This is a genomic window from Neptuniibacter caesariensis, assembly GCF_000153345.1.
Taxonomy (GTDB): domain Bacteria; phylum Pseudomonadota; class Gammaproteobacteria; order Pseudomonadales; family Balneatricaceae; genus Neptuniibacter; species Neptuniibacter caesariensis.
The window spans coordinates 1796864-1809761 of sequence record NZ_CH724125.1; the positions used below are offsets into that span (position 1 = coordinate 1796864).

The following is a 12898-nucleotide window of genomic DNA, read 5'->3' on the forward strand; positions in this document are numbered from 1 at the left end:
GCACTGGCATGAAAGACAAGATCCAGCTTATTGTCGGACTCGGTAACCCGGGTGATAAATATGCACAAACTCGTCACAATGCCGGTGCCGAGTTTGTCGAGCAGCTTGCTGCTCGACATCTCGCCCCCCTAAAGCCTGAAAAGAAGTATCACGGGCTGTATTCAAGAGCTCAGATTGGCGGCCAGACCATCCATCTTCTGGTACCGACCACTTTTATGAATCTGAGCGGCCAGGCAGTCGCGGCGCTGGCAAACTTCTACAAAATTCCACCTCAAGAGATTCTCGTCGCTCACGATGAGCTCGATCTTCCTCCCGGCATTGCCAAGTTCAAACAAGGCGGTGGCCATGGTGGACACAACGGTTTACGCGATATCATCAGTAAACTGGGTAACAACAAGAATTTTTACCGCTTGCGTTTAGGTATTGGCCATCCCGGCCACAGCAGCCAGGTAAGCGGCTTTGTACTCAAGAAAGCCCCCAATAAAGAGCGAGACGCCACAATGGCCGCTCTGGATGAGGCAGAACGCTATCTTGAGCTCGCTATTTCCGGTGACTGGGGCAAAGCAATGAACCAGTTACATAGTTTTTCAGCTAGCTAGATTAACTCACAGGAACCGATCATGGGCTTTAAATGCGGTATTGTTGGCCTGCCAAACGTTGGCAAGTCCACTCTTTTCAATGCGTTGACCAAAAATGGTATTGCAGCAGAAAACTTCCCTTTCTGTACGATTGAACCTAACGCAGGCACCGTCGCTATGCCTGATCCACGCCTGGATAACCTAGCAGCGATTGTAAGCCCTGAACGCGTGGTCCCAACAGCGATGGAATTCGTTGATATTGCGGGCCTTGTAGCTGGCGCTTCCAAAGGTGAAGGTCTGGGCAACAAATTCCTGGCCAATATCCGCGAAACAGATGCCATTGCTCACGTAGTTCGCTGCTTCGAAGATGATAACGTCATACACGTGGCAAACAAGATTGACCCTCTATCCGATATCGAAACGATCAACCTTGAGCTTGCCCTGGCGGATTTAGATTCTGCAGAGAAGCAGCTTCAGCGAATCCAGAAGTTAGCAAAGGGTGGTGATAAAGAAGCCGTAGCGCAGAAAGCGATGCTTGAGCGCCTGATTCCATACCTGGAAGAAGGTAAGCCTGTTCGCGGCATGGGCCTCAATGACGACGAAATGAAAATCGTTAAAGGTTTCCATCTACTTACTGTTAAGCCGACCATGTATATCGCAAACGTCGATGAAGATGGTTTTGAAGATAACCCGCACCTGGATCAGGTAAAAGAACTTGCTGCCTCCGAGAACGCTGGGGTTGTGGTTGTCTGCAACAAACTGGAAGCTGAAATCTCCGAACTAGACGATGAAGAGCGCGATGAGTTTCTTGCGGATCTGGGTATGGAAGAACCAGGCCTCGATCGTGTTATTCGTGCGGGCTACGAACTTCTAGGCCTACAAACTTACTTCACAGCAGGAGTTCAGGAAGTTCGCGCATGGACGGTAAAAGTCGGCGCAACAGCTCCTCAAGCCGCAGGCGTTATTCACACTGACTTCGAGAAAGGCTTTATTCGTGCTGAAGTTGTGAGCTATGACGACTTTGTTGAACACAATGGTGAAAACGGCGCGAAAGATGCGGGACGCTGGAGACTGGAAGGTAAAGATTACATCGTTCAGGATGGCGATGTTGTTCACTTCCGCTTCAATGTGTAAGCATTTCCTGTATATAAAATAACCGGCTTTCTTGGCCGGTTTTTTTTATTCAAAAAATAGTAACTTTTCCGCTTTCAACCTATTGACAGCATTCAAGAAAAAGCGAATAATGCGCGCCTCTGAAGCAAAGGCAATATAGCTCAGTTGGTTAGAGCATCGCATTCATAATGCGAGGGTCGCAGGTTCGAGTCCCGCTATTGCCACCATGTTTCAGACTCTGCTGGGGTATCGCCAAGCGGTAAGGCAACGGGTTTTGATCTCGTCATGCGGAGGTTCGAATCCTCCTACCCCAGCCATTCTCTTCACTCGAAGAGAACACTATTAAGCATTAGCTCTTCGAGCTAATCTGAGTGGCAATATAGCTCAGTTGGTTAGAGCATCGCATTCATAATGCGAGGGTCGCAGGTTCGAGTCCCGCTATTGCCACCATGCTTATCTTATTTCTTCTGTTGGGGTATCGCCAAGCGGTAAGGCACTGGATTCTGATTCCAGTATGCGGAGGTTCGAATCCTCCTACCCCAGCCACTTAAAAAGCCTTTATTACCTATTCCGCCGATCTTCACTTAGTTCGCTGTAGGATTAGAACTTCAGAGGTTCGATTAATTGCGCAGCAATTAACGACTAGCAGCGAAGCTGCGCAGCCCTAAGGGAACTTGAGTCGCAACGCGACGCAAGGATCAATCCTCCTACCCCAGCCACTTAAAACCACCTCTTTCGCTGCGGCCTTCCGAAGCAACCACTCATTAATTTCCTATTAGATAGTTATCTCACTCAGATCAAAGCAGAAGACTACAATTTTTCCTATACTTAAACTCTGACGACTACGCTGACACAGCATAAGAAACCAGTTAGAATTTTCGGTTATATCTTAAGCAGTTACTTTCTCTGGCTTTCAAGGAATTAGATTTCAGGAGCGCTTCTCGCATGCCCGAAGTATTAGAAATTGATGGAAACGCTCTACTCGAAAAGTATGGCAATGGTCAGAAACGGCAGCGCCTGAGAAAAAATGTCCAGCTATTATTTCTAGGCCTCACGGCCGAAGAAACGGCACCACTGATTACGCTTCTACGTACATCACGAATATCCCCCAGGGGCAAACAGGTCAACTCTGAACAGGAGTTTCTGGACGCATTGAGCGAGCGCTCATGGGATTTAATCCTCTGCACCATAGATCGGGATAAATTCACCTCAAAACACGCTGTAAGCCACCTTAAGCGTTTAGACAAAGACATTCCCGTTATCCAGATTATCCCAAGCTCTGACAGCCAACTTTTACTCCAAGGATTAAAAAACCATCTTCAGGCCGTAGTCCCTTTAGATGAGAAAGAGCTTGTATTGATCAGCATTCGCCGCGAACTTGATCATCTGGATTACCGCCGAAGATTACGCAAAGCTGAAGCGTCGCTAGCGGAAGAGACCAAGCGAAGCCAGCAACTAATGGATAGCTCAAGAAATGCGATAGGTTGTTGCCATGACGGTAAGCTGTCCTATGTAAACGAGAGCTTTTGTGAACTGTTTGGTATAGAAAATAAAGATAAGGCGCTAGGAAAAAACCTGGCAGAGTTTTTTACTTACGAAGACCGCCATGAATTCATTGAACAACTTCAGCTAATTGAAAGACAAGAAAGTAATGACTTACTGGTTCAGCTAACCGCACAACGCTCTGACCGTTCCGAATTTGCTGCAAACTTGGAATTAGCACCAATAGAAATCAAAGACGCATTGGGTGTAAGAGCTATTTTCCGAGTTGATGAACATAATGTTAGCCACCTATTAAGCGAAGATCTGGATTTTGTTTCGGGGCTGTTCAATAAAGACCATTTACAGAAACAGCTAGAACAGATCACTCAAAAGGCCCTTCGCGGCGGGCATGACTGCAGTTTAATCTACATCGAACTGGACCAGCTGGATCAGATTAAGGCCAAATTTGGCCATGAAGGATCGGACCAGCTTATCAGGGACGTTTCGGCTCTGCTGCAGAAGAAAGTAAACAAAGCTCACCTGCTAACACATCCAACTGAAAATGCCTTTGTTATCGTCTTTAAAGACCCTAATATTCAAACTGCACAATCCTTTTCAGAAAACCTCTGTAAAGTAATAGCCAAGAACCGTTCCTCAGCTGCGGGGGTAGAAGTACAGTCAACCTGCTCTATAGGCATCGCTGTTATCAACGATAACACGCCACCTCCAACTGAGCTGTTACAGAGAGCGACGACAGCCATTGCCAACCTACGTGAAGAGTCTCCGCAAGGTGACGGTGTATTACTACATATTCCAGAATCATTGAGTAACGAATGTGAAGATGACGAGTTTGAATGCATTCGTAATTCGATAGAGAACAACGAATTTAAACTGCTCTTCCAGCCTATCGTAAACCTCACTGCAGAAGATCAGACTGCACATCATTATGAAGCCTTACTGCGACTTAAAAATGACGAACAAGGTGAGCTTTCACCAAACGAGTTCATGAGCGCTATAGGTGATTCAGAAACAGCAATTAAAGTTGATCGTTGGGTAATTGAGCAAGGTTTAAAACACCTAAAACGCTCACTGAATCAAGAACATAAGAACGTACTCTTTATTAATGTTTCAGCCCACGCTCTGGGCGATAAAAAACTATTAACCTGGCTATCTGGGGTATTGCGGAAGAACAATATCCCTGCTGATCGCCTTGTATTTCAGATTAGCGAATCTGATATTTCTATATCGCCAAGACAAGCTCAAATCTTCGCTGAAAAGCTCAACAAGATTCATTGCAGAGTCTGTGTAAAACACTTTGGGAGCGTCCCTAACTATGACAATATGCTGACCAGTATCCACTCAGATTTTGTCAAACTGGATGGATCTTTTATCTCAGATCTTGGTAAAGACCCAGAACAAGATGAACAGTTCATGAGCATGGCTGCGCAGCTCAAGAGCTTGAACAAGGTCACTATTGCACCAATGGTTGAGCAAACTAAAACAATGGCTCACCTATGGAAAGCAGGTATCGACTATGTGCAAGGCTATTATTTACAGCCACCCAGGGAGAAAATGGACTACGATTTCTTCGCCGAGTAATCCTGTGTTTTCCAGCTTAGAAATAAAAAGAGCCGCATAAAGCGGCTCTTTTTATTAGTTCAGTGTATCCCTGTCTCTGAAACCAATCAGATATAAAATACCGTCCAGACCCAATGTAGAAATAGCCTGCTCTGCACTTTCACGTACCAGAGGTTTAGCTCGGAAGGCGATACCCAAACCAGCTATTGAAAGCATAGGAAGGTCGTTTGCTCCATCACCGACAGCAATCGTCTGCTCAAGGCACACGCCCTCTTTCGCAGCGATTTCACGTAACAACTCAGCTTTACGCTCGCCATTAACAACCGTGCCTTTCACTTCACCGGTTACCTTGCCGTTTTCATCGATATCCAGATCATTAGCGTAAACATAATCGAAGCCTAGCTTCTTCTGCAGATGCGAAGCAAAGTAATTGAAACCACCTGAAAGTATCGCTGTTTTAAAACCCAGTGCTTTAAGATTCGATACCAGCTCTTCAGCACCTTCGGTCATTGGCAGGCGTTCAGCAATTGAATCCAGTACCGATACATCCAGGCCTTTCAACAGCGCCATACGACGACGGAAGCTCTCATTAAAATCAATTTCACCGCGCATTGCCGCTTCAGTAATCTCAGAGACTTGTTCACCAACGCCTGCTTCTTTAGCCAGCTCATCGATCACTTCCGCTTCAATAAGCGTTGAGTCCATATCAAACACAACAAGGCGGCGGTTACGGCGGTAGATATCATCCTTCTGGAATGCAATATCTACATCAAGATCGCTGGCAGCCTTTAGGAACTCAGCTTTTAGCTTTTCAGCATCAGAAGGCGCACCACGCACAGAAAATTCTACACAAGCTTTGGTCTGATCTGATTTTTCATTAAGACTAATACGCCCCGATAGACGATTGATATTATCAATATTCAACCCATGGCTGGCAGCAATATCGGTCACGCGAGCAATGTGTCCCGAACTCAGTTTTCGAGATAACAGGGTAATAATATGGCGAGATTTGCCCTGACCTGTCACCCATTGCTCATAATCTCCCTCCTCTACAGGCTGGAAACGAATGTGCATATTCAGCTCATGAGCTTTGAAAAGGATATCACGCAACAGAGGTGACGATTCAGCGGCCTTTGGAACTTCAATAAGAATACCCAAAGACAGCGTATTGTGGATAACTGCCTGACCGATATCCAGAATATTGATCTCATACTCGGCAAGAATTGATGTAATAGCAGAAGTTACACCCGGTTTATCTTCACCGGATATGTTGAGCAGAATAATCTCGTTCATTGGACGCTTTCCAAGAGAATCTATAATTGTGCGCGATTATAGCAAAGGCAGATTACAGGGCCTATTTAATCATTCAGATACAGGTGCGAATTCAATACGACATTTTAACCCGGCAGGTAATTGCTGATCTTTGTTCGGTACCTCAACCCGAATAGCAAAGGTTCCACTGGCCGCATCAATCAAAGGATCAACCCGATGGACCTTACCTTCATAAGGTTTATTAAATCGACCTTCAGGGAAGAGCGTCACCCCCATACCCTTCTCAACTTGACCATAGTACTGAGCGCGCATAACCACTTCAGCCTGCAACGGATCCAGTGAAACAATCTTGATAAAAGGCTCATCGTCTACCAGTTCACCAGGATCTAGAAAACGTTCAACAACAACACCTGATATAGGGCTCTTCGTCTCCCGCTGCTTAAGGCGAACATAGGCTTCACTCGCCGTCAGTTCGGCTAAACGCTGCTCAGTTAACATCTCATCCCGTTCGTGGTCTGAAAGTAAGCCTTTTTTATACAGTACTTCATTACGCTTAACTTTACGTTTAGCAAATTCTACACGCGCTCTAGAGGTTGCCAGCGCAGCTCGCTCTACTTTAGAACTTAGCGACATAACCACCTGTCCCTTTTTTACCTGATCGCCTCGTCCAAGACTTAGCTTACTGATAACTCCAGCGACCTCACTGCTCAGCTCAATCTCCTTGCTGGGCTCAAGCAAACAACTTAGCTGCCCTTCATTTAAGAATTCCGTCTCAGCATAGGCGGTTGCACTGGTAGCGATCAAAGTAACTAGAAAGGTAAATAAAAATCTCATATAGAACGCCTAAATTTTACTACTGGTAAATGAAAGTATCTCTCTCTGCCGCTCATCTTGCTTGAGTAACTCAGCACGCATACGAGCATGATCAGCCTCTAACTGCTTCTGGGCCCGCCTCATAAGAATTGATAATAATCGGGTCCTTAGTGCTGAAGGTACAGGCCAAGCAAAAAAACGCTTTAAAAGATCTGAAAAGGCTTCAGATAAAATAGTATCCTCAAGCGAAAGTATCACTTCAAAACTGCCCTGATCACCCTGGCGAGCACAACGCCCTTCGAGCTGACGATCAATCCGAGAAGCTTCGTGAAGCTCCGTAAGAATAACATGCAATCCTCCCGAGGCCTCCACATCAACACTCAGTTTAATATCAGTACCACGTCCCGCCATATTGGTGGCGATGGTAACACAACCCGGCTCTCCAGCACGGGCCACAATATCAGCTTCTGACTGGTCCTGCTTTGCATTCAATAGCTGATGTTCAATCCCTAATTTTAGCAAGCGTTCACTGAGATGCTCTGATGCAGCGACAGAGTGAGTACCCACCAACACCGGCCGCCCCTGAGAATGAAGGTGCCTTACACCCTCGGCTACTTTCTGCCACTTTTCATGTTCGGTAGGTGAGATGCTCACACCCAGTTTTTTACGTCGGCTAGGTTTATTAGTTGGTATATTTACAACGGGTAATCCATAAACCTGCCAAAGCTCAGGCATGACCTCTTTGGCTGTACCGGTCATCCCACCCAGATGATGGTAAAAGCGGAAAAAGTTCTGAAAACTGATTCGGGCCAACGTTTCACGGGGGTTACTCAGCTCACACCGTTCCTTAATCTCGATAAGCTGATGCAAGCCCCTTTCCCAGGTTCGATCTTCCATGACGCGGCCGGTATGCTCATCAACAATCATGACTTTGTCATCTTTGATCAGATAGTGCTTATCACGTATAAATAGATGTAGCGCCGTTAAAGCTTGAAACACTAGTTCCAGGCAGCGAACCCTTCCAACCCAAAAGGGCCCTAGCCCATCCGTCAGTTGGAGTACACGAGCTTCTCCATCTTCAGTATATTCGATCCTTCGCTCACGTTGATTGACCAGGTAATGTGTTTCTGCTTCAAGTTCTTGCGCAATATCCATTGCCTGCTGATAAACTTCTCTTTGCTCTTCCTGTTCAATTTCAGGCCCTGAAATGATCAGCGGTGTTCTCGCCTCATCCAATAAGACGCTATCCGCTTCATCAACGATAGCGAAATGCAGACCTCGTAACATCAGCCCTTCCAGTATCTGCTGATTACCTTTTAGGCGTTCGGCATGAAGATGCAATTTATGCTGTTTATCCTCAAGTACAATACTGTCCTTTAAATAGTCGAATACCAGCTCTTTATTAGTACAGTAGACCACGTCTTTTGCGTAAATTTCCCGGCGCTCTTGTGGGGAAAGCCCGTGCACAATTACACCTACACTTAATCCAAGCCGTTCATAAACGGGAGCCATCTCTTCGGCGTCACGCGCAGTCAGGTAATCATTGACCGTCACAACATGCACTGGTACACCGGCAAACGCAGCGGTAGCAGCAGACAGTGTTGCAGTAAGCGTTTTACCTTCCCCGGTATGCATTTCCGCGATATTGCCATGAAACATGGCAAGGCCGCCGAGTAACTGGCTGTCAAAGTGTTTCATTCCCAGCGTACGCCCTGCCACTTCTCTGACCAGTGCAAAGCTTCTCACTAGCAATCTATTGGTAATGCCTTGCTTAAATAATTCAGAACGCAGTTCAGCAATATACGAATCGATTTCTGCTTCCGTTAATGATTCGAGCCTGATCGACTCCCTGTGGATAGGTCGGAGAAAACGTTTGTAACTAGATAGAGAGGAACGAAAAGGTCGAGAGAGAAAAGCCGCCAGCCGATGTGACCAACGCTCCATACGCCCCTGCTTATGCAGATTTAACTGAGGACGCTCGAGAACAGATTGAGGAAGACGTTGAGGACGTTTATACATCAAACTGTCTCAAGAAGACTCTGCGGATTGAACGGTACCAGCGGTAAGCCAAAGGCTCGGGGTCATGTTCTATGAGTACATAAACCCTTTCATCATATCTTTGCTTAGGTGCATCAGGCACAGAGAGATCGATCCTAAAATGACTGCGGAAGCTCTTCAGTCCATCCTCATTATTTGGATCTAAAGCGATTCGCCCTCCGCCCTCAGTGCTAAGCACCAAACTCGGTAGCTGCTGAGTTGTAGCGGGTAATGCCCGAACAATTTCACCTTTATAAACATCATTAGGGGAAGACGAAAAACGTAATTCAACCGACCGGTTCTGGTTGCGAACCTGGTCAATTTCATCCTCCGACACCATGGCTACCAACGACAACTGATTATAATCGACCACATACCCAATCAATTCCCCTCGGTTAACATAACGGCCCAGAATTCTATGTGCATCAGGCACAATAAACTCGCCCGACGCAGAACTGTATAAATTGATCCCTTTGAGGCGCTCCTGAGCCCGCTGGTATTCGCGCTGAATAAACTGCAACTCTTCTCGCAATATTTCACTGGCAGATCGATCGCGTAAACTCGCTTCAAGCCGGATTTCAGCTTCAGCGATCTGAGCTTGTAAAACCTGAACCTTCGCTTCCAGATCGGGTGCGGAGAATTTTAAGAGTAGCTGCCCTTCAATCACCTGCTTGCCCGAAGAAACCTCGAGGGATTCAACAAACCCTGAAACCTGAGATCTCACATACGAATCCTGAGGAACCCAAAGCACTCCTTCAGTCTGAGTCTTATAAGGCACAGGGAATAAAAAGATCAGCCCAGCGATAGCGCCAATCAAAATCGATGATATCGTAATAACCCGAACACGCTTAGCACGCAGTTCCGGGTCAGTTGCAGGTTTGGTAATTGTTTTTAGAATCGGCATAAACAGGGTCGCCCAAATTGACCATACGGCTAGCAAACTACCAATAACAAAGTACTGACTTGCTACAAACAAGGCTATCGCCACCATTACAAAGAGTCGATAGATATAGGCAGCTGAAGCATAAAAAGCTAACCAGGCTCCTTCACCTCTCGACCCTGCTGGCGCAGTCAGATTGCGAACTCCATATAAGTATTTTTTTGTCAGATAAGCAACCTGGCGATTGCCTCTGGAAGCCAGATTGGGAATCTCCAGAAAGTCCGAGAGCACATAATAAGCATCAAACCTCAACAGAGGATTCCCATTAAAAAGCAGTGTCGAAAAACCACCGATCAGCATAGTGTTGAAAGCTATAGCCCGAACAATGCCAGGTTCAGCCAATGTCCAGACGACCATCGCAATGGCAGCGACCATGAGCTCAACCATAATACCGATGGCTCCCACCAACATACGCTGATACTTATTTCTAAAAGCGCTTGCGGCGCTGGCATCTACATAAGGTACGGGGAAAAGAACCAGTAGCATAATGCCAACTTCATGAACCTCTCCACCCCATCGTTTCACCGCATATGCATGACCAAGCTCATGTATAACTTTCACGAAGGGGTAAACAAGCGCTATGAGTAACAGGTTTTCCAGGGCAAGCACTCTATCACTTATATTTTCAGTCAGTGCTTCCCAGTGTACGACTGACAGGGACAAGCCAACAAAAATAATAAACGCCCAAAGGAGCATTCCGAACCATGAATAGAAGGGTCTGACCAACCACATGGTTGAGGAAAGAAAGCCCTCCGGGTCCATCATCGGAATTCGCACACTCAGAGGAGATTTCAACTGCTGGACCAGTTTTCTTTGCGCCTGTTCTCTGCGCCTGATTTGAAGTTCTTCGATGTCTGGCAATATATCGGACTGAATTACATTGGCCCGATTTAGCTGGGCAACAAGCTGGATAACCTCATCCTGTGTCGGCATACCATCACCGAGACGCTTGCATGAAACATCCCATACCTGTTGTAGTGAACGCCTTCCATCCATCAAGCCAATAATTTGATACGCTTCAGGGGAAAAACGCTGAAACTGTCCGGTCACATGGTCCTGCAGCACATACCAGGTTTTTCCTCGATACTGATGACGATGGATGTGAGCATGCTTACGCAGACGAATTTTCAAATCAGCTACGCGATACCAGGATGCACTAAACAGAGAAACAGACACAGCGCCCCCTGCTAACCCCACCAGGACCAGATTTTAAGACGCAACCATTCCTGCATTTCCCGAGTCCAGATAGACAGCAAATTACGCTCATCAATATGAATCTTACCAACGCCTTCCATGCCAGGTTGCAGTTGTAGCGACTGGCCCTGCAAAGAAGCTTCTACAACAAAAAAAGTGGCGCCATCACGCGCTTCAGTTAGTGGTGTAATTTTTGTCACAACAAAGTCGAATGGTGTTTCAGGCAGTGCAGAAAGGTGAAGTACGCCTTCCTGCCCGACGGATACATCTGCGATTCGGCTCTCTTTAATAGACAGGTTGATACGATAAAAATGTAAGGGGGAAACTTCGAATAAAACCTCACCTTTCTTAACGGCACCACCTAACCTCTGACTCAGATCACCACTTACTATCCGGCCTTCAAAAGGAGCTAGCAGCTTGGCACGGGAAAGCTGACTGTCAACCAGCTCGAGCTGCGCTTCAATCTGGGCTTTCTGTGCATTAATAATATTTAATTTAGCCCGATCATGAAAAGCCAGAGCCTCTTGATACTGACGATTAAGCTTTGCCTTTTCGCTCAACCACTTTAGCTTTTCGAGATGGAGATCACGGTCATCCAGTTGAACTAACAGCTGATCTTTCTTAACCAGGTCACCTGCACGATAAATAGCAGAGTGAATGTAGCCATCATATGGGGCCGCAATCACCCTCTGAATATAACTATCCAACTTGGCATCAGCGGATAATCGATAGGTTCCCTGTGCAACAGAGAAAAAGATGATGAGCAGAGCTGTACCAATAAACAACAGCTTACGCCCTAGAAAACCTGCACCAAATAGTCGGGATAACTGGGTCTTTCCTGAGTCCCAGGCTTTCAGTAATAGCGCACGATCGTTAAGTCGCTTATCCTCCAAAGCAGGTATAACAAGCGCTGCAATACTCTCACATAACGCAATCTCCTGTTCAGTAAAAGGCAGGTCAGGATTACGTTCAAACGTCAGAGCACCCACTACCTCAGTATTTACATACAGAGGAATACTCAATACCACCGCATCACCCTGTTGCTGCGACAGCCTGGCGTGAGCAATAACGACGGAGCTGCTATCCAGATCTGGGTTCGGATAAACAACCGCTTGCTGTTGATCAATTGCTTCATCCATCACCTCTTCGATACAACGGATAAGATTCATCCGCTTACCAAACTGGGTGCTATGGGAAAGGTGAAGAACTTTAGAATGGCCTTTTTGGTACTTACCCAGCGACACTCTGTCACAGTTCAACAACACAGCTAATTCAGTGACTAAACGCATTGCTGAGCTAGCATAGTCAGGTTCTGACTGAACACTGGCTAAAAAGTCGATGCTTTTTTCTAAGCAGCCATCCCGTGCTTGTTGTTGCTGTTTTTCGAGTCGGAGCTTGAGTACTTCGAGACCTGCACTACCCACTTCAAGCAACTGCATCGCCCGTTTTAATTGTTGTTCGGAAGATATTTCAACAACAATAGCAGCTACAGCAATAAGCTCAGCTTCAGAAAGAACAGGATAACCTATAGCAAACAGTTCTTTTCCTGAGGTTTCCGTTGCTAAAGCAGTGACCAGTGCGGTACGACTGGCAATAATTTCTTCCGCCAGACCATTCAGTTCATCGAGAAACTCAGGGGTTTGGGGCCATAAGGCCATAGGGTGAAAAGCACTTTCATCTTCTTCTATCAGCGCAAGTAATAAGGCAGATCGAGCCTCATTAATTAGTTCACACTGTTGGCCAAGCCAGTCCTGATAATAGTTACTGCCTTGATGAGAATAGTTAAGCACTTCCACAGAGGATTCTGCAGTTGCGGCCGTACTGGCAGTTGGGGTGGAACTGATGTCTAACGAATTATCCATGGCTTTTAAGGCCTGTACATGAAAACGAA

General features: G+C 46.3%; 8 protein-coding genes and 4 tRNA genes. 7 read left to right on the forward strand and 5 right to left on the reverse strand.

The window, feature by feature from the left end; genetic code table 11:
* Positions 1 to 8: 8 nt before the first annotated feature.
* From pth to MED92_RS08495, 7 genes are all read left to right on the forward strand, one after another.
* Positions 9 to 599 carry an aminoacyl-tRNA hydrolase gene (gene pth / locus MED92_RS08465; protein WP_040661688.1) on the forward strand — a complete coding sequence of 197 codons (591 nt, stop codon included), beginning with the start codon at positions 9 to 11 and terminating at the stop codon, positions 597 to 599.
* A gap of 21 nt (positions 600 to 620) precedes the next feature.
* Entirely contained in the window at positions 621 to 1712 is a 1092-nt protein-coding gene (gene ychF / locus MED92_RS08470) for a redox-regulated ATPase YchF (protein WP_007021117.1), read from the forward strand.
* A 129-nt stretch (positions 1713 to 1841) separates the two neighbouring features.
* Positions 1842 to 1918 (forward strand) — tRNA-Met (locus MED92_RS08475).
* Positions 1919 to 1933: 15 nt separating this feature from the next.
* A tRNA-Gln gene (locus MED92_RS08480) sits at positions 1934 to 2008 on the forward strand.
* 56 nt (positions 2009 to 2064) lie between these two features.
* A tRNA-Met gene (locus MED92_RS08485) sits at positions 2065 to 2141 on the forward strand.
* Between the two features lie 21 nt (positions 2142 to 2162).
* A tRNA-Gln gene (locus tag MED92_RS08490) sits at positions 2163 to 2237 on the forward strand.
* Between the two features lie 399 nt (positions 2238 to 2636).
* Positions 2637 to 4772, forward strand: coding sequence for an EAL domain-containing protein (locus MED92_RS08495; protein WP_007021118.1), 2136 nt, complete (start codon positions 2637 to 2639; stop codon positions 4770 to 4772).
* 54 nt (positions 4773 to 4826) lie between these two features.
* On the opposite strand, the gene serB is transcribed toward MED92_RS08495, so the two are convergent.
* From serB to MED92_RS08520, 5 genes are all read right to left on the reverse strand, one after another.
* Positions 4827 to 6044 carry a phosphoserine phosphatase SerB gene (gene serB, locus MED92_RS08500; protein WP_007021119.1) on the reverse strand — a complete coding sequence of 406 codons (1218 nt, stop codon included), beginning with the start codon at positions 6042 to 6044 and terminating at the stop codon, positions 4827 to 4829.
* A 69-nt stretch (positions 6045 to 6113) separates the two neighbouring features.
* Complete coding sequence (locus MED92_RS08505; protein ID WP_007021120.1) at positions 6114 to 6857, reverse strand: efflux RND transporter periplasmic adaptor subunit; 744 nt, start codon at positions 6855 to 6857, stop codon at positions 6114 to 6116.
* A 9-nt stretch (positions 6858 to 6866) separates the two neighbouring features.
* Positions 6867 to 8855 carry a preprotein translocase subunit SecA gene (locus tag MED92_RS08510; protein WP_007021121.1) on the reverse strand — a complete coding sequence of 663 codons (1989 nt, stop codon included), beginning with the start codon at positions 8853 to 8855 and terminating at the stop codon, positions 6867 to 6869.
* Positions 8848 to 10989: an efflux RND transporter periplasmic adaptor subunit gene (locus MED92_RS08515; protein ID WP_040662467.1), complete on the reverse strand. Its 2142-nt coding sequence runs from the start codon at positions 10987 to 10989 to the stop codon at positions 8848 to 8850. The genes MED92_RS08510 and MED92_RS08515 overlap by 8 nt, the downstream gene beginning before the upstream one ends.
* Before the next feature lie 11 nt (positions 10990 to 11000).
* On the reverse strand, positions 11001 to 12869 hold the full coding sequence (locus tag MED92_RS08520; RefSeq protein WP_007021123.1) for a GAF domain-containing protein: 1869 nt from the start codon (positions 12867 to 12869) through the stop codon (positions 11001 to 11003).
* Positions 12870 to 12898 lie beyond the last annotated feature (29 nt).